A 17622-nucleotide genomic window follows, 5' to 3' on the forward strand; every position below is an offset into this window, starting at 1 on the left:
ATTGCAATGCAACAAGCCGCCGTTCGAGCAATCAAAAAGCGGCCGGCAAGGAGAGAGCATGATGAAAAGACTTCTGCTGACAACAATTGGCCTGGTGGCGTTGGCCATGGGACCCGCCATGGCTGCCGATATGGCCGTGAAGGCGCCGCCTCCGGCACCGATCGTTCCAATCTACAATTGGACGGGGTTCTATATCGGTGGCAATGGTGGCTGGGCGCAGAACCACAACTGCGTGGATTTCCTTGACGCGGCTGGCGTCGCCGTCGCTTCCGGCTGCCGCGATCGATCCGGTGGCGTCATCGGTGGTCAGCTCGGTTATCGCTGGCAAGCCAGCCAGTGGGTGTTTGGTCTGGAAGCTCAGGGCGATTGGGCGGATCTCAGTAACCAGCGCGTCAGCCTGTTCGATCCGACGCTCTCCACGCGCGCCAAAACGAGCGCCATCGGCCTCTTCACCGGCCAGATCGGCTACGCCTGGAATGCGTCACTGCTCTACGTGAAGGGCGGCGCGGCGGTGACAGACAACCGGCTGAGCGTCCTTGATACTGCGTCCGGCGTCGAACTCGCCGCGCAAAGTGCGACCCGTTGGGGTGGCGTCATTGGTGTTGGATTCGAGTACGGCTTCACCCCGAATTGGTCGGTGGGGCTCGAATACGATCATCTGTTCATGGGGCACCGGAATAATTCGTTCACGGTCGCCGATCCGCGCCTTGCCGCTTTTGTGAACGACCGGATCACCCAGGACGTCGATATGCTCACCGTGCGCTTCAACTACCGCTTCGGCGGGGCCAACCCGGTCGTCGCAAGGTACTGAGCTCTCCAGGGTCTGACGTCTTCAGGGGGCCGGCAGTCATGTCGGCCCTCATTTTTGTGGCCGTACCGCGCAAGCCAGTCAGCGCCTGTCGGCGCGATCGACCGGACCGCCGCGGTTGGTCGGAGTGCCGGGCCGCACCGCTTCCCGTGCGGCAGCGCGTGCGACGGGACGCACTCCCAACACGACGCCTGGCCTCGCGACGCAATGCGCCGGATAGTCCACGTTTTGGCAGTATATAATGACGTTGGCGCTTTCAGGACTCGCGAGAACCAGCTCGGTCGTCATGAATGCAGCTGCTAGTCCGATGCGCCTCCTCTGTTCGAAACCGCAAGTCGATATCAGCGCTCCTGCCTGCGTGCTGATCCAGATCAATGGAGGTATCGCGCTCGCGCTGCCATTGCGCCACGGCGACAACAAGAGCGCGTGTGCTCGAGAGAATCCGAGGCAAATCTACCAGCCGGAATAGTAGCTCCGCCTCGCGTAGTAGCCGCCATAACCGCCATAGCTTCCGTAGGCGCTGTAGGCACTGGGCGGACAATAATCATAGCCGTATCCTCCGCCGTAAGAGGAGTATCCGCCGCCGTAGTAGGGATATGCACCATAGTAGCCGGAGCTTGCGATCGCGCCACCGACGACCGCCCCCGCGACCACTGCGCCGGCGCCCCAGCCACGGTAGCCTCTAGATCCGTAACCTCTGTAGCCATATCCGACGCCGCGATACCCCAAGCCACGATAGCCCAATCCCGCTCCGCGGTAACCTCCGCCCCATCCGCCGCGATAACCCCAGCCTCCGTAGCGCACTTTCATCACGTCGTTATCAAGCGTGGCTCTCATCGCGCCAACATTGGTGGGCAAAGGCGCTGCTTCGCTTTCGGGTACGGAAATCATGGCGGTCGCGACAGTAAGAAATGCTGCCAATGCCCCTTTGATGAACCTCATAATGTCCTCCACCGCGTTGAAATCTCGACTGACCGGCGAGGGAGGGATTCCGTCGCGCCGGCGGCATGACCGTGCATATGAAATGTTGCGATCGTTACAGTGTTTGAGGCCAAGCGTGAGCTGAACCCGCCCGGACTTCAGCTGTAGGAGAGCCGCGACGCTTGATCTGGATCAAGCCAGCTGAGCGAGAGCAGGGGCTAGTTCGCCTCAGCATGCGCGGCATGAGAAGGCGAGTCCGTGAAAACACTCCGCCAGATATTCTCCGGAGACGAGATCATCCAGCTTCTCATCCGGCTGGGGTTGCTGGGGCTGTTGCTCATCTGGGCGCTCCTCCTGGTCCGCCCATTCGTGCCCATATTGGCGTGGAGTGTCGTGCTTGCCGCTGCCCTTAATCCGGTGTTTCGGCGCCTCAGTGACATTCTCGGTGGCCGACCGAAGCTTGCAGCAACGATCCTTACTCTCGTCAATCTTGCTGTTGTGATCGGACCCGCGACCTGGCTGGGCATGGGCGCGGTCGACGGGATCACCGATCTTGCCGCCCAAATGACGGCTGGCGAACTGCACGTGCCTTCGCCGCCGCAGCCTCTCAAGGATTGGCCCGTCATCGGCCCTCAGCTCTTCGATCTCTGGGACCAAGCGACGACCAATCTCCGATCGCTCTTGCGTGCTGTGGTGCCCTACCTGAAGCCATTCGCGGCGACCCTGCTCGGATTTGCAGGCAATGCCGGGGTAGGTACGGTCAAGTTTCTGCTGTCGGTGGCGGTGGCCGGGGTGCTGTTTCCGTATGGACCTCAGCTCGTGGGGGCGGGGCGCAGCTTTCTGTCGCGCGTCGTGCCCGACCAGAGCGAGCACTTTCTCGACCTGGCAGGTGCCACGATCCGTGCTGTGGCCCAAGGCGTGATCGGCGTCGCCATCATCCAGGCATTGCTGGCGGGCATCGGATTCAAGCTGGCCGGCATCGCCAGCGCGGGGCTGCTGGCATTTGCTGTGTTGTTGTTGTCGATCGTGCAAATAGGCGGCGCTATTGTCATCCTGCCGGTCATCATCTGGATCTGGACCGACAAGGAATTTCCGATCGCGCTCCTGCTGACGGTGTTTTTCGTGATCGTTTCGGTTCTCGACAACATCCTGAAACCACTTGTCATGGGCCGCGGCCTGACCACGCCAGCGCTCGTGATCCTGATCGGGGTGATCGGAGGAACCCTCTTCCATGGGATCATCGGCCTCTTCATCGGACCTATCATCCTATCTGTGGTCTGGGAGCTGACGGTGGCCTGGATTCGTACCGAACGTGCCGTGCCGGCGAAACTGGCGATCGAGCTTTGACCCATATCAATTCGACCGAGCCTTTCAGGTAAAGCGATACAACCACGAGGTCGGAACGTGGTGGTGGAAATGTCTGGCCCGCCTGGTCCGGCTGCTGTGGCCGCCGGTGCTGATGCAAGGCTTCGACATGCTCCGACGAGTGCGACGTGAGTGCCATGGATACCATCCTTGTCATCGATGCCGGCTCTTCCCGCCTCAGGTTCCGGATCTATTCGATCGAAGGAGAAGGAAGCCTGCGGCAACAGATCAAGGGACGGATCGACGGGATCGGGCGTTGCCCGCGACTGCAGGCGAGCAGCGCCGGCGGCGATCCGCTTGCCAATCGCGCCTATCCGATCGACGCAGTGCCGGATATTCTGGCCGCACTGAACATTGCAGGCGCCTGGTTGCGGGATGAGCTTCATATCAGCCCCATTGCTATCGGGCACCGCGTCGTTCACGGCGGTGCAGAGCATGACCGGCCGGTCCTGATTGATCATGGGATCCTGGCGCGCCTGGAAGGAATGACCGCGTTGGCGCCGCTTCATCTGCCGCATAATCTGGCGCCCATACGATCGATCCTGACTGACTTCCCAACGCTGCCGCAGGTCGCCTGCTTCGAGACCGCATTTCATCGAGCCCATGCTGCGGTGGCCGATCACTACGCGATCCCTCGTGGGCTTCATGCCGAGGGCGTACGGCGCTATGGATTTCATGGCCTCTCCTACGAATACATCGCGAAGACCTTGCTGAGGGTTGCGCCGGAAATCGCGATGGGACGCGTAATTGTCGCGCATCTCGGGAGCGGGGCATCAATGTGCGCCCTCCATGGAGGACGGAGCGTCGAGAGCACCATGGGCTTCACCGCGATCGACGGACTGCCGATGGAAGCGCGACTAGGGCAGATCGACGCGGGAGTTGTGCTCTATCTCATCTCGGAAAAGGGAATGGCGGCGTCCAGGGTGCAGGAGTTTCTCCACGGGGATTGCGGGCTGAACGGCCTCTCGGGCCTCAGCGGCGATATCCGTCAGCTCGAGGCAAGTGAAGATGTCAACGCGAAATTCGCGATCGACTATTTCGCTCACTGGGTCGGCCTTAACGCCGGTATGCTCTCAGCTGCGTTGCAGGGGCTCGATGCGTTCGTCTTTACCGCCGGGATCGGCGAAAGCTCCGCGTCGATCCGTTTGCGCGTGGCGGAGCGGCTCGCATGGCTCGGTGTCAAACTTGATGTGGCGCAGAACGCGCGGCAATCGCAGCTGATATCATCTTCAGCGAGCCGCATTCCGGTTTACGTCGTGCCGTCCGACGTGGATCTCATGATCGCGAGACACACGTTGGCGCTGCTGATGAACAGCAGCGCGACAGCATCAAAGGGGGCATCGTGATCGGTTCTCCTTGATCAGGGTCGCAGTCAAACGTAGAGAGCTTTGGTGATCGGCGCTTGCCGGGTCATCGGACGACTTCTTCGATGTCCGCACTAGGAGTGCGCAATGGCGGTCCAATTCCTGCTCGGTACCTTGATCAGCGTGATCAACATCATGATTCACGCGTTGGTGACCGTTGCGGCCATCGACATCGCCCGTACTGCCGGATTGAAGCACACGGGGCGGCCCCGGTCCCACCTGATGGCCGTGATGGTCACCACTGCTGTCATTTTGATGGTTGCGCACACTGTCGAGGTTCTCATTTGGGCGCTCGCCTATGGGACGGTCGGCGCGGCGCCTTCGGGGAGCGATCTGCTATATTTCACCTTCGTGAATTACACCACGCTCGGCTATGGGGACATCACGCCCGCCGCGGGGTGGCGGCTGACGGGACCCATGACAGCGATGAACGGCATCCTGATGTTTGGTTGGTCAACCGCAGTTCTTTTCGAGGTGCTGCGCAAGACGGTTGAGCATCTTGCGGCGATCGCGGCGCCCCAGTCTAGTTCTGGAGATCGAGGCTAGCGAGCTTCAGCCTGTCCAGCAGCACGATCTGGCGCTGAGTGTTTCCGATGAAGCCGAGGATACCGAGCTCATGCAACCGCGATAGTGCGCGGGAGACGGTTTCCAGCGTTAATCCGAGATAGTCGGCGATATCACGCCGCGACATCGGCAGCGCCATGATCCCGGCCGCCGTCAGCCGCTTGTCCATCTCGATCAGGAAGGCTGCGACCCGCTCCAGCGACGTCTTGCGGCCGAGCAGCAGCATGTGGTCTTCCGCATGCTGAAGGTTGGTCGTGGTCATGCTCAGCAGGTTGCGAGCCACCACGGCGTCGTCCTGCGCGACCAGCTCGAGACTTTGGCGCCTCACGAGGCGAACCGTGGTGTCGACGATCGCTTCCGTCGTGAACCTGTGCGCGCTGCCGTTTTCCAGCCCGAAGATGTCGCCCGCAAGATGAAATGCGCCGATTTGGCGTCGGCCGTCCGACAGGAGCTTGTAGCTTCGCACAGCACCCTTCTTCACCTGATAGACGTACTCCGCGGCCTCCTTTTCGCCGTAGACTTCCGAGCCCTTCTTATAGGTAAATTCGTTTAAACTGATGATTGGATTTGACTCGGTGTTTAGCCCGAGCTCCCGGAGCGAATGAAGCGGCGAAGAGGCGTCGGCAGCGGTGCGAACGAACATGGCCAACTCCCGAACTGATGGTGGCGCGATATTTCCATGGCCGGGAGTAAGGAGCCGCCGAAAATCCGCTTCCCGCGAGGGTTGTTTAGGTCATAAGTGGGGTTTTCAACCATTGTCTGTAGGTGCATTGTACCAAGGTACAGGTAGGGTTCGATGCGCTGGATTGAGAACCCGTCAGAGTGTCTGTCAGATGGTGCGGCAATATGCCGAAAACGGACGCTCCGTTCGCGGTTGTGGCATCCCAATCTGGCTGCTTTGCTCAGGCATTAACGGCACGTCTGGTTTCTGCATTTGAAGTACCCGTCGAGGGAGAAAAACTTGCCCGGCTTCGTTTATGTCGTGGACGACGACGCATCCTTCCGGATGGCGATCCAGCGTCGACTCAAACTGGCCGGGTATGAAGTTGTGACCTACGCGTCCGCGCAGCAGCTACTGGATGATCCGCCAGGGTCCAGCCATCCGGGATGTATCTTGCTTGATGTGCAGCTTCCGGGCCTGAGCGGGCCGGAGTTGCAAACCTCGCTCCTCCAATGCCAGTCGCCGCTGCCCATCGTCTTCCTGACCGGACATGCCGATACCGCGACGACGGTCCGTGCGATCAAGGCCGGCGCGGAGGACTTTCTGACCAAGCCGGTATCGTCAGAACAGTTGATCGATGCGATTGAGCGCGCGATGGCTCAACAGGAGGCGGTGCGCAGCCAACAGAGCAAGCTCGATTCGCTGCGTTCTCGCTTGACGTCTCTGTCGCGGCGTGAACGACAGGTGTTCGACCTGATCGTACGCGGTAAAATCAACAAGCAGATCGCCTATGAGCTTGGAACGACCGAACGTACGGTGAAAGCGCACCGCCACCAAGTGATGACTAAGATGCAGGTACTGTCGTTTGCCGAACTGGTGTCCGCTGCCGAGCGGCTCGGTCTTCTGGATTCGGAAAAGGCGTAGTGCAGGCCCATTTTCGTGCGCTTCGTCAGGTCTGCGGTGAGACCTGTACGATGGGCCAATATGAAATGTTATTGACATAGTTCGGCCTGGACCGCCTACATACCGGCGTCGTTAGCCGTCGGATTAGCGCAGGAACCATTGCCGCGTAGCGTCGTTGCGACGCAAGTGCCGGGTTTCCAATCAGAAAGACGGGTCCATTGTTTGCACGTAAGTCGATTTACGTCGTGGATGATGATTCATCGATGCGCCGAAGCTTGGAGCGGCTGCTTCGGAAGCACGGCTTTGATGCGGTTGCTTTTGATTCCGCCGACGCGCTGCTTCGTTATGGCTGCATCGACGAGGCGTGCTGCATCGTTCTGGATATCAATCTGAACGGAGAGTCGGGCATCTCACTCCGCCGCAGGCTCGCTAGCGAGGGTGCCACGACCCCCATCATCTACATTACCGGCAACGACTGCCTAGCGAATCAAGTGGCCGCGATTCAGTCCGGGTGCGCCGCCTATCTGGCCAAGCCCTTCGCGGCAAGCGCACTCATCGATTCCATTGAACGCGCCTGCGCCGGGCATAACTGATCTCGCCGTTGCTCACTCCTCGATATCCTGCTCCAGCGTCTGAGCGGGCGCGCCATTGTGAGCTGAGGCGAATTGTGCCAGCGGCAACGATGTCGTCAGAGACAGAAGATTGGAATCGGTGACCTCGAGCACCAGCGCCTTGCCGGCTTCCATGTCCTTGACGAACTTGGGATCGGCGGCGTCGGCGGCGATACAGGCATTGCTCAGGCACCAGGTGTAGGGCAACGACTGGGAATGTCCCTGATCGACGGTCAGCTTGGCAGGCCGTTGCAGATACATCCCGACCGGGACAAACACTTGTAGCCGGGCAGTGGGGTCGGCGTCACGCTCGATCAGGTCCACGCGCACCGCCATCTGGCCGGTTGCAAACTTGCCGGTGATCGAGGTCCGGCACAGCATCGGCGCACCGCCGGGCTTGACGCAAAGCTTCCGCCAGTCGCCATAGGTGATGTCTCTGGCTTCGCGCTGTCCGCGAGGCGCGAGTTCGGTGGGTTTTGCCTCGCGCGCATGCTGTTGCGCTGCACCATTCTGGGACGAAGCGGGTGCGGCAATAGCCGTTGCGAACAAAAGCAACAGATGGGCTCGCGTAGGCTTACGTCGCGGCTTGAGAGCAGGGTTGATCATATTGCGCCTCCAGGCGTCGGCGTCTGCGGCTACTTTTGCGCATTGAGGAATTTTTCGACCAGTGGTGACCACGTCGCGATCGTGTCGGGCGAGCCGATGAAGAAATGCCCTTCGTTGCCAAAGGGCGGCATCAGATGATATTCGGCCCTGCCGCCGGCAGCGGTAAAGGCGTCATGCATGCGCTTCGACAAGGCCGGACCGAAAAACGTGTCGTTCTCGATATAGAACCACAGCATTGGCACCCGCGAGGTTCGGCCGAAATCGGCAGTTGCTTCGACCAGCTTGTCCGGTGCGCAATTGTTGTTGGGTTTGCCGTCGACGCGCCCGCCGCGTCCTGCGGCGAATGTGATGATTGCCTTCACCTGCGGTGGGTTTGCGCTCGAGAGCGCAATGGAAGCCCAGCCGCCCGCGGACTGTCCGACGACGACCACGTCCATCGGCAGAACGCGTTTCTCGGCCACCATGTAGTCGATGATCCAGAGATCGACCTGCGCCACCGCACGCCCGGCGTCGTGGAAGTTCGGATTGGTGCAGTTTCCGACCTTGGAGAAGAACGGTCCATAGAGACCGTGCTCGGGAATATCGATCGCGGCTGCGCCGTAGCCGGTGCCGACTGGTGCCACCACGAGGTAGCCGCGCTTGGCAAACCACTTGGCAGCGTCGCGGAACTCCACCAGCGGGAAGAAGCTGCGATCGACGGCCTTGAGCGAAACGCCGTGGTTCATGATCGCCAGCGGGAAGGGGCCGTCGCCGACGGGCCGCACGACATAGGCGAACATCGGCAGCGGTAGCGGCAGGGCCCACATCTCTTCCTGGATCTGGACATTGTCGTCGGCTCGCACAGGGGCAAGAAAGCAGGCCGAAATGCTCAATGCCGCCGCCAGGTAGGTCACTGTTGACCGCAAATTCACGCGCGCCTCCTTCAACTGGCGAAAGTGCTGGCCACGATGATCGGTCCAAGCACGGTCAGCACAACATTGCCGACAGCGTAAGGCACGGCGACCCCGAGCACGGGCGTCTGGCTTTCTGCAACTTCGCAGGCGCCGGTAACGGCGGCGTCGACGGTCATGGCGCCGGCCAGCGCGCCGCAGATGATGACCGGGTTCATGCGGAGCACGCGATGGGCAAACAGGGTCGTCACGATCAGCGGCACCAGCGTGACCACCAGGCCCATGCCGACCAGCAGCATGCCTTGCGACTGGATCGCGACCCAGGCTGCGTGGCCGTTGCCGAGCCCGATCGCCGCGATGAAGCCGCCAAGGCCGAGATCGCTCAGCGTCTGCTGCGCTGCGGGCGGCATTGCGCCCATTGTCGGCCGCCGCGAGCGCAGCCAGCCGCAGAAGAGCCCCGCAATCAGGGCGCCGCCGCCACCTCCCAACGTCAGGGGCACCGACCCGATCTTTACGCTTGCGAGACCGGCGAGCAGACCCACGGCGATGCCTGCGGCAAGGAATGCAATGTCGGTGCGATCTTCGGAGCGCAGAATCTGTCCTACATACGAGGCGGCGCGCTCGATGTTGCGGGTGCTGCCGACCAGCGTCATGACGTCACCGACATAGACGCGGGTGTCCGCGCTCAAGGGGACTTCACGTCCCATTCGCGTCAAGGTTCGGAGGAACACGCCTCGTGCGGCATCGCCGACACGATCGGCCACGTCCTTGACGGAGCGGCCATGGAGCTTGCGATTGTCGACAAGGACGTCGATCACGTTGCCCGGAAGCGCCTTCAGGATCTCATCGGCGTCGATTTCTGTGCCAACAATCGGTTTCGCGGCGACAATGGCGGCGGTGCGTCCCGCAATGACGATGTCGTCGCTCACTTGAAGGACGGTGTCGCGATGCGGCTCGACATCGGCGCCCTGGCGCACGATCCGCTCGATCACGCTGCGGCTGCCGATCTCGTCTTCGACGGCGCCGACGGTCCGTCCCGCCGCTGCCGACACCCGGTACGCGCGCGCCTGGAATTTTCGATAATGCAGATTCTCATTTTGTTGCGGGTTGCCACCCGAAAGCTCCGCCTCGAGCTTTGCAGCTTCCGCTTTCAGATCGATCCCCATCAATTTCGGCGCGACAAACGGCACGTACAGGAGCGTGAGGATATAGCCGAGCACGTAGGTGACGGCGTAGCCGGCGGCGATATTGGCGTCCTGCTGCTGCAGCACCTCTTTGGCCAGTCCAAGCTGGGCTAGCGCGCCAGATGCGGTGCCGATGACCGACGACTGTGTCAGAGCTCCCGCTGCAAGACCGGAGGCGGTGCCGGGACCGAGCGCGAACACATGGGCAAATACGAGAACGATGATGAGGCCGGTACCACCAAGCACGAGCGCGAGCGCGACCTGAGCCAGGGTCCGGATGCTCAGCGAGGCAAAGAACTCGGGTCCGGACCGGTAGCCGATCGTGAACACGAACAGGCTGAAGAGAATGACCCTGAGCAGGGAAGGAAACGTGAAGGTGCCGAGCTGCCCGATCAGGACGGCAACGATGAGCGTGCACGCCGTGGTGCCGATCGAAAAGCCGCGGATCCGGACGCGGCCAAGAATGGTCCCGAGCGCGACTGACAGCAGCAGGAAGATTTCCGGAGCGGCGGAGATGATCCATCTGACCGTGCTCATGGTGCAGGCCCTCCAGCCATTTGCGCCAATCTGGTTGGTGATACCCGGCGATGCTTGATCCAGATCAACCCTCGCGATCGGCCAGACGCTCCCTATTCAAGCGCAGGATTTCAGAACCCGACGTTGGGACATGAGCACGATGGATGCCACCGCTGCTTCGTCGATACGCCGCGACGAAACGCTGCCAGTCGCGCTGTTGCTGGCCTTCACCGGTGGCTACCTCGACGCCTATACGTGGATCATCCACGGCGTCATGGCTAACGCCCAGACGGCCAATCTCGTCCTGCTGTGGGTTTATGGCTCGGTCGGCGACTGGACGAAGGCGCTCCACTTCGTCCCACCGATCCTTGCGTTCGCGGTCGGTATTGTCGCCGCGTCATGGCTGCGTCGGGCGGCGCGCGAGCGCGCCAGTGCCATCAGCACGCTGCTCGAGATTCTGCTGCTCGTCATCATCGCAGTCCTGCACAATCGCTTGCCGGATCTCGCGGGAACGCTTGGGATTTCGTTCGTCGCCGCCGTACAGAGCGCCGTTTTCACGAGGGTTGAGGGCGTGCTCTACAGCTCCGTCATGATCACGGGCAACATGCGGCAAGCGATTGAAGGCATGTTCGCTGTGGCCTCCCGGAATGGCTCGCTACGGCCGCCAGGTATTTTTGCTGTCTTGTGCATCACGTTCGGCCTTGGCGCCGCTCTTGGCGCCTTCGCGACCAAGCAGATCCCGGACCTGGCGCTCGGTGTCCCCGTGATCGCGCTCCTGGTTGTGCTGTTGCGTTGCGAAAGTCCGGACGACGAGGCCAGCCCATGACCTCATCGGACCGTAGATCGCGCCGGCCCTTCCTGTTTCCGCCCGCGGCTTGGCTGGCGGGGTATCACAGTGCCTGGCTGCGTTCGGACGCGATCGCCGGAATCACCCTCGCGGCTTATGCGATCCCCGTGTCACTTGCCTATGCCACGCTGGCGGGCCTGCCGCCCCAGATCGGAATCTACGGCTACATGCTCGGCGGCATCGGCTATGCGCTGCTCGGGTCGTCGCGCCAGCTTGCGGTCGGTCCGACCTCGGCGATCTCGCTGATGATTGCGGCGACGGTTGGGACATTGTCCGGCGGAGACGCGGCGAAATACGCCGAGATCGCAAGCCTGGCCGCATGCGCGGTGGCGCTGCTGTGCCTGATCGCATGGTTGTTCAAGCTCAGCGTTCTTGTCCGCCTGGTGAGCGACAGTATCCTGGTCGGCTTCAAGGCCGGCGCGGGACTTACCATCATGATGAGCCAGTTGCCGAGCCTGTTCGGCGTCGCCGGAGGCGGTCACAATTTTTTCGATCGCGCCATCAAGCTCGCCGGTCAGCTCGGCGGCATCAATTGGCTGGTTCTGGCGATCGGAGCCCTCGCGCTCTTGTTTCTGTTGGTGGGAGAACGGCGGCTGCCCGGAAGGCCGGTCGGGCTCACGATCATGGCGGGTTCGATTGTCGTGGCGACATTGCTTGGCCTTCCGTCCCTTGGCGTGCCGGTCACCGGGAAAATCCCAGAGGGATTGCCGGCTATCGGGTTGCCGAGTTTTGGCCTGTTGGAGCCCGACGAGCTCTTCCCGCTGGCTGCGGGATGCGTGCTGCTGGCCTATATCGAAGGCGTCTCCGCCGCCCGCAGCTTTGCTGCCAAACACGGCTATGCGCTCGATGTCCGGCAGGAGTTTTTGGGGCTGGGCGCGGCGAACCTCGTTACGGCCTTCGGCCACGGCTATCCCGTGGCCGGCGGGCTGTCGCAATCCGCGGTCAACGACAATGCCGGAGCGCGCACGCCGCTGGCCCTGGTGATCTGCTCGGTGACGCTTGCGCTATGCCTGCTGTTCTTCACGGGGTTGTTGACGAACCTGCCCAAGGCAGTGCTTGCGGCGATCGTCTTTGCCGCCGTCTACAGGCTGGTGGACATCCGCGCGCTGTTGCGAATGTGGCAAGTCAGCCGCATCGACTTTCATGCCGCGGCGATTGCGCTGCTGGCCGTGTTGCTCCTGGGGATATTGCAAGGCGTCCTGCTGGCGGCTATTGCGTCGATCGTTCTGCTGCTGGCGCGGGCCTCGCGTCCGAATGTCGCGTTCCTCGGCCGGCTCCCCGGTACTGGCCGTTACTCCGACAATGCGAGGCACGATGGCGTCGAGCCATTGGTCGGCATCATCGCGTTTCGACCCGAAGCCTCGCTGCTTTACATCAATGCTGAAACGATCCTGGAAACAGTGTTAGGCACCTTGCCGCTATCGGTCGGCGTCAGGCTGGTTGTCTGCGATCTGTCGGCGTCACCCTACATCGATCTGGCCGGCGCGCGCATGTTGCATGATCTCTATGACGAACTCGCCTCCCGAAATATCACCTTCCGCATCGTCGGCGCGCACGCGCAATTGCGCGATCTGCTGCGGGCTGAGGGGCTGGCGGAAAAGACCGACAGCGGGGCGTGGCTTCGTTCGGTCGACAGCGTGCTCGGGGAAAGCATGACCGGACAATCATCTGATCCCAATCCATAGGATCCGCCCGACTTATTGGCCGGTCGGCTCTGATGCGATCTCACCATCGTCCTCGATCCGTCATGCGGCAGCGCTTTGGACGATGTCGCACCGGAAATTACTCCAGGCCTCTTCAAGATGCTCGACCCTTGACTTGGATCAATAGACCGAGGTGAGCGGGCACCACGATCCTAGCCGTGACATCGCAAAGATCCGGAGAGAGACATGTCCAAGGACGCCAAGGCTGCAGAAAAGCGCATCGATCAGTTCATTTCCGGGCCCGGCGGCCGGGCGGACGACTGGCGCGATCTGGTCGAAGCAGCCAAAGCATGGGCGCGCGCCGGCGATCGCGCCAGGTACGATGCGGCACTGGCCGATCTCTCCGTCATTGAAGAGTTTCACGGGTATCCCGGGCTACAACTGATGGCCGCTTTGCGCGAAGCGGCCTCGGCCGGGGATGCGGCGGGTTCACTTGGTCTTGCGACGCGGATTACGCAGGCCCTGATGACAAGATCCTTCCGCCAACATGCCGGCGATTGGGATCCCAAGGACGACGGCAGTGGCGACGCACCCGAGCTTGTGTCCTCGACTTTCGGCTCACATGCAGCTCGGCGACCCTATTTCGAAACGCTGGTCGTCACCGGCATCTCCTCCGAGAAGTGGCCGGCTCTCGCTGCCGAATGGCGCAAGTTGCGCCGTCCGGTCGATTCTTTCGTCTATGAGCCGGTGATCGTCGGCAGCCTCGAAGACGCCTTCTGCGCGACAATGCTCAACCCCAATATCGCCGCCGTCGTCATCAACGAAGGTTTCGGCCTGCGCTCGCGTCACGACGCGCCGATACTCCGCACCATGTCCGCCGCCGCCGGCATCAATGACGAGGCGGACGCGTCCGCGCTCCGGCTCGCGCACGTCATCAAGCGGGTCCGTCCCGAGCTCGACATCTATCTGATGTCGAATCGCGACGTGGAGGCAATGGCGGGGAACCCCGAAGCCAATGTGGTCCGGCGGATATTCTACTCCATCGAAGAGCTCCTCGAACTCCATCTCTCTATCCTCGAAGGGATCCAGGACCGCTTCGATACGCCATTCTTCGACAATCTCAAGAAATACGCGCAACGCCCGATCGGCACGTTCCACGCGCTGCCGATCGCTCGCGGCAAGTCTGTCTTCAGGTCGGACTGGATCCGCGATATGGGCGAGTTCTACGGCTTGAACCTGTTCCTGGCCGAAAGCAGCGCGACCACCGGCGGCCTCGACAGCCTGCTGGAGCCGACCGGCACCATCAAGAAAGCACAGGACAAGGCGGCGCGAGCGCTCGGCGCCGATCGCGTGTTCTTCGTGACCAACGGCACCTCGACTTCAAACAAGATGGCAGTGCAGGCGCTGCTTGGGCCGGGCGACATCGCGATCGTCGATCGCAACTGTCACAAGTCGCACCACTACGGCATGGTGCTGGCCGGCGCCCAGCCGATCTATGTCGAAGCGTTCCCGATGACGGAGTATTCGATGTACGGCGCGGTGCCGCTGAAGACCATCAAGCAGGCGCTGTTGAACGCGAGGGCCGATGGCCGGCTGGACCGCGTCAAGATGCTCGACCTGACCAACTGCACCTTCGACGGCCACATCTACAACACCCGCCGGGTGATGGAGGAATGTCTCGCGATCAAGCCGGATTTGATCTTCCTGTGGGACGAAGCCTGGTTCGGCTTCGCGCGCTTCTCGCCGTTCCTGCGGCGACGGACCGCGATGGGCGCCGCCAACGAGATCGAGGCCTGGATGCACGACCCGAAATCGGTCGCGGCTTACGAGAAGCAGCAGGCCGAGCTCGGCAAGACTCCGTCGGACGAGGTACTGCTCAAGACCCGACTGGTTCCCGATCCGCGGCAGATCCGCTTGCGCGTCTACCAGACCAACTCGACCCATAAGTCGATGTCGGCGATCCGGCAGGGCTCGATGCTGTCGGTCAAGGACGTCGAATTCCACACCGTCGAGCAGCAATTCAAGGAGGCGGTGTTCACGCACGCGTCGACCAGCCCGAACCAGCAGCTCATCGCCAGCCTCGACGTCTCGCGTCGCCAGATGGAGCTCGAGGGCTACGGCCTGGTGGCCAACGCGATCGAAATCGCGTTCGCGATCCGCAGGGCGGTCAACGGCAATCCGCTGATCTCGAAATACTTCCGGATTCTCGGCGCGGACGCGATGGTGCCGGCGCAATATCGCCAGAGCGGCTTCACCGACTATCTCGCAACAGGCATGAATTGGGCGAGCATCCTGAAGAGCCTGGACGACGACGAGTTCTGCCTCGATCCGACCCGCATGACCTTGGTGTGCGGCACCGCCGGCTACGACGGCACGCAGTTCAAGGGCATCCTTGCCAATGATTACAATATCCAGATCAACAAGACGTCGCGCAATTCGGTGCTATTCCAGTCCAACATCAACAACACCCGTAGCGATGTTGCGCATCTGGTGAGGGTGCTGGCCGAGATCGCGGGCGAGGTCGACCGCGGGCTGGTTCAGGGCGGTGCCAATGCGAAGAAGACCTTCGAGGCGCGGGTCAAGAGTCTGATGACCGATGTGCCCGACCTGCCGAACTTCTCGCAGTTTCACGACAGTTTCCGTGGCGATGCCGGCACCAAGACCAACGAGGGCGACATCCGCAGCGGCTTCTACTCGGCCTATGACGCAGCGGGATGCGAATATATCCGGCTCGGCGATTCCGAGATCGACCGTCGCCTCAAGGCCGGGCCGGACCTCGTCTCCGCGAGTTTCGTGATCCCGTATCCGCCTGGCTTCCCGATCATGGTGCCGGGGCAGGTCATCACCCAGGAAACCATCGACTTCATGCGCAAGCTCGATGTGAAGGAAATCCACGGCTACGACGCCAAGGAAGGGCTGAAGCTCGTACGCGCCGAAGCCCTGGCAAAGATCGGTCGGCCCAAGCCCGGCGCCGCGCCGAAGCTGAAGGCCGCATCATAATAAAGGGGACGGACATGCAAGGGTTTTTCACGTTCTTGCAGCAGAACCCGTTTCTGTTGCTGTTCTTCGTCGTCGGGCTCGCCGTCTGGATCGGCCGGGCCAGCATCAAGGGGTACGGCCTCGGCATGGTTGCCGGCGCCATCGTAGTGGGCGCAGCCCTTTCGGTCTGGGCCTCGACCTACGGCGTGAAGCTTGAGCTCAACACCTTTGCCAAGAGCCTCTTCTACTATCTGTTCATGTATGGCGTCGGCCTGCGCGTGGGGCCGTCCTTCATCAACAGCCTGAAGGGCGATGGGCTGAAATTCTGTATCCTTGCCCTGGTGTCGAGCGTCCTTGGTCTGGCGCTTGTCGTCATCTGCTCAAAACTCTTCGCGCTGCCGATCGGGGCTGCCGGCGGCATGCTGGCGGGGTCGCAGACCATGTCGGCCGCGATCGGTTCGGCCGAGCAAGCCATCACCTCCGGTGTCGTGAAGCTTCCTGACGGCATGAAGGCCGAGGACGCGTCGGGCATGATCGCGCTGTCCTACGGCATCACCTACATCTGGGGCACGGTCGGCATCATCTTGATCTGCAAGTATCTGCCGCGCTGGTGGGGCGTCGACGCCAAGGCGGCTGCCAGGCAGTACGAGCAGGAGTTCGGCGTCAAGGATCTCGAAGGCGGCGGCCTGACGGGTTACCGGCAGTTCGGCCTGCGCGCCTACCGGCTCGAAAACCCGGCCCAGGTCGGCATGAGCATCGCCAAATTCCGTGTGATGAATCCCGAATACCGCATCGTCAACGTGGCGCGCGGCGGAGAGCCGCAGGGCGCCGATCCCGAATTCGTCCTGCAAAAGGGCGACGTCGTCGCGCTCGGCGGCTCGACCGAACATCTGACCGACAAGATGGGCCTGATCGGTCCCGAGGTTGCCGACGCCAAGGCGCTCGGCATTCCCATGGATCAGGCGGACATCCTCGTCACCAACAAGGAGATGGCCGGACGGACCTTTGAATCCTTCCGCGATACGGCCATCGCGGGCCAGCTGCAGGTCACCAAGGTGGAACGTGGCGGCGTACAGATCCCTGCGGGTCTCAAGACTGAGTTGCAGCGGATGGACATTGTCTCGGTGGTCGGCATCAAGTCGGCAGTCAGCGAGCTCGGTGAGATGTGGGGACGTATTGCGCGGACCAACACCTCGACCGACCTGTTGACGCTTGCCTCAGGCATGATCATCGGCTTTCTGATCGGGATGATCGAATTTCCAGCCTTCGGCGCCAAGATCGGCCTCGGCAATGCCGGTGGATTGTTGCTGTCCGGCGTGATCGTCTCGTCGCTGGTCTCGCGGCTCCGCTTCTTCGGCAATACGCCGAACGCGGCGCGCAACGTGCTGGAGGATCTCGGCCTCGTGGTCTTCGTCGCCATCGTCGGTATCAATGCCGGCGCCGGACTGTTGGCGCAACTCACGGGCGCGGTTGCCTTGAAGATCTTCGTCGCCGGCTTCATTGCCTGCACGATCCCGCCGTTCATCGTCTGGGCAATCGGCTATCACGTGTTCAAAATTAATCCGGCCGTGTTGATGGGCGGCGTTGCCGGTGCGCGGTCGCACTCCGGTCCGTGCCGTGAAGCCGCGGTGGAAATCCAGAGCTCCGTGCCCTGGATCGGATTCCCGGTCGGCTACGCGGTGTCCGGCATTCTGCTCACCGTGTTCGGCTACTTCGCGATGATCCTGGCTCAATAGCTCGGCGTCACAACCAGAGGAAAT

General features: G+C 61.8%; 15 protein-coding genes. 10 read left to right on the forward strand and 5 right to left on the reverse strand.

Annotated elements, in window-relative coordinates; genetic code table 11:
• The first annotated feature begins 58 nt into the window (after positions 1–58).
• On the forward strand, positions 59–811 hold the full coding sequence (locus tag IVB48_RS36830) for an outer membrane beta-barrel protein (protein WP_247407974.1): 753 nt from the start codon (positions 59–61) through the stop codon (positions 809–811).
• 450 nt (positions 812–1261) lie between these two features.
• On the opposite strand, the gene IVB48_RS36840 is transcribed toward IVB48_RS36830, so the two are convergent.
• The gene (locus IVB48_RS36840) at positions 1262–1618 is read right to left on the reverse strand and encodes a hypothetical protein (RefSeq protein ID WP_247407976.1); all 357 of its coding nucleotides are present in this window, start codon (positions 1616–1618) and stop codon (positions 1262–1264) included.
• Positions 1619–1987: 369 nt separating this feature from the next.
• Here IVB48_RS36840 and IVB48_RS36845 point away from each other — a divergent pair, with 369 nt between their 5' ends.
• From IVB48_RS36845 to IVB48_RS36855, 3 genes are all read left to right on the forward strand, one after another.
• Entirely contained in the window at positions 1988–3076 is a 1089-nt protein-coding gene (locus tag IVB48_RS36845) for an AI-2E family transporter (protein WP_247407978.1), read from the forward strand.
• Positions 3077–3231: 155 nt separating this feature from the next.
• Positions 3232–4440 (forward strand): acetate kinase, encoded by a 1209-nt coding sequence (locus IVB48_RS36850; protein ID WP_247407979.1) that lies wholly within the window; start codon positions 3232–3234, stop codon positions 4438–4440.
• 105 nt (positions 4441–4545) lie between these two features.
• Positions 4546–5004: a potassium channel family protein gene (locus IVB48_RS36855; protein WP_247407982.1), complete on the forward strand. Its 459-nt coding sequence runs from the start codon at positions 4546–4548 to the stop codon at positions 5002–5004.
• Here the strand turns inward: IVB48_RS36855 and IVB48_RS36860 are convergent.
• Positions 4982–5665, reverse strand: a complete 684-nt coding sequence (locus IVB48_RS36860; RefSeq protein ID WP_027569337.1) for a helix-turn-helix domain-containing protein — start codon at positions 5663–5665, stop codon at positions 4982–4984. The genes IVB48_RS36855 and IVB48_RS36860 overlap by 23 nt on opposite strands.
• A 318-nt stretch (positions 5666–5983) precedes the next feature.
• Here IVB48_RS36860 and IVB48_RS36865 point away from each other — a divergent pair, with 318 nt between their 5' ends.
• Positions 5984–6607: a response regulator gene (locus IVB48_RS36865; RefSeq protein ID WP_027569338.1), complete on the forward strand. Its 624-nt coding sequence runs from the start codon at positions 5984–5986 to the stop codon at positions 6605–6607.
• 197 nt (positions 6608–6804) lie between these two features.
• A complete protein-coding gene (locus IVB48_RS36870) occupies positions 6805–7179 on the forward strand; it encodes a response regulator (RefSeq protein ID WP_247407984.1) in 375 nt (124 codons plus the stop codon).
• A 12-nt stretch (positions 7180–7191) separates the two neighbouring features.
• On the opposite strand, the gene IVB48_RS36875 is transcribed toward IVB48_RS36870, so the two are convergent.
• The 3 genes from IVB48_RS36875 to IVB48_RS36885 are packed head-to-tail and all read right to left on the reverse strand — an operon-like array spanning position 7192 to position 10414.
• Complete coding sequence (locus IVB48_RS36875) at positions 7192–7803, reverse strand: invasion associated locus B family protein (protein WP_247407986.1); 612 nt, start codon at positions 7801–7803, stop codon at positions 7192–7194.
• Between the two features lie 29 nt (positions 7804–7832).
• A complete protein-coding gene (locus IVB48_RS36880) occupies positions 7833–8708 on the reverse strand; it encodes a dienelactone hydrolase family protein (protein ID WP_247408804.1) in 876 nt (291 codons plus the stop codon).
• 17 nt (positions 8709–8725) lie between these two features.
• Positions 8726–10414 carry a transporter gene (locus IVB48_RS36885; RefSeq protein ID WP_247407987.1) on the reverse strand — a complete coding sequence of 563 codons (1689 nt, stop codon included), beginning with the start codon at positions 10412–10414 and terminating at the stop codon, positions 8726–8728.
• A 130-nt stretch (positions 10415–10544) separates the two neighbouring features.
• Between IVB48_RS36885 and IVB48_RS36890 the strand changes: the two genes are divergently transcribed.
• From IVB48_RS36890 to IVB48_RS36905, 4 genes are all read left to right on the forward strand, one after another.
• The gene (locus IVB48_RS36890) at positions 10545–11219 is read left to right on the forward strand and encodes a YoaK family protein (protein ID WP_027569343.1); all 675 of its coding nucleotides are present in this window, start codon (positions 10545–10547) and stop codon (positions 11217–11219) included.
• Positions 11216–12925, forward strand: a complete 1710-nt coding sequence (locus IVB48_RS36895) for a SulP family inorganic anion transporter (RefSeq protein ID WP_247407988.1) — start codon at positions 11216–11218, stop codon at positions 12923–12925. Before IVB48_RS36890 ends, IVB48_RS36895 begins: the two co-directional genes overlap by 4 nt.
• A 204-nt stretch (positions 12926–13129) precedes the next feature.
• Complete coding sequence (locus tag IVB48_RS36900) at positions 13130–15883, forward strand: decarboxylase (RefSeq protein WP_247407989.1); 2754 nt, start codon at positions 13130–13132, stop codon at positions 15881–15883.
• 14 nt (positions 15884–15897) lie between these two features.
• Entirely contained in the window at positions 15898–17598 is a 1701-nt protein-coding gene (locus IVB48_RS36905) for a transporter (protein WP_027569346.1), read from the forward strand.
• Positions 17599–17622 lie beyond the last annotated feature (24 nt).

The organism is Bradyrhizobium sp. 76 (genome assembly GCF_023073025.1).
Classification (GTDB): Bacteria; Pseudomonadota; Alphaproteobacteria; order Rhizobiales; family Xanthobacteraceae; genus Bradyrhizobium.

Coding starts and splice junctions, on each gene's coding strand:
- IVB48_RS36855 (WP_247407982.1), top strand. CDS start 4,546: ATGGCGGTCCAATTCCTGCTCGGTACCTTGATCAGCGTGATCAACATC.
- IVB48_RS36905 (WP_027569346.1), top strand. CDS start 15,898: ATGCAAGGGTTTTTCACGTTCTTGCAGCAGAACCCGTTTCTGTTGCTG.
- IVB48_RS36890 (WP_027569343.1), top strand. CDS start 10,545: ATGAGCACGATGGATGCCACCGCTGCTTCGTCGATACGCCGCGACGAA.
- IVB48_RS36830 (WP_247407974.1), top strand. CDS start 59: ATGATGAAAAGACTTCTGCTGACAACAATTGGCCTGGTGGCGTTGGCC.
- IVB48_RS36900 (WP_247407989.1), top strand. CDS start 13,130: ATGTCCAAGGACGCCAAGGCTGCAGAAAAGCGCATCGATCAGTTCATT.
- IVB48_RS36875 (WP_247407986.1), bottom strand. CDS start 7,803: ATGATCAACCCTGCTCTCAAGCCGCGACGTAAGCCTACGCGAGCCCAT.
- IVB48_RS36840 (WP_247407976.1), bottom strand. CDS start 1,618: ATGAAAGTGCGCTACGGAGGCTGGGGTTATCGCGGCGGATGGGGCGGA.
- IVB48_RS36850 (WP_247407979.1), top strand. CDS start 3,232: ATGGATACCATCCTTGTCATCGATGCCGGCTCTTCCCGCCTCAGGTTC.
- IVB48_RS36895 (WP_247407988.1), top strand. CDS start 11,216: ATGACCTCATCGGACCGTAGATCGCGCCGGCCCTTCCTGTTTCCGCCC.
- IVB48_RS36885 (WP_247407987.1), bottom strand. CDS start 10,414: ATGAGCACGGTCAGATGGATCATCTCCGCCGCTCCGGAAATCTTCCTG.
- IVB48_RS36860 (WP_027569337.1), bottom strand. CDS start 5,665: ATGTTCGTTCGCACCGCTGCCGACGCCTCTTCGCCGCTTCATTCGCTC.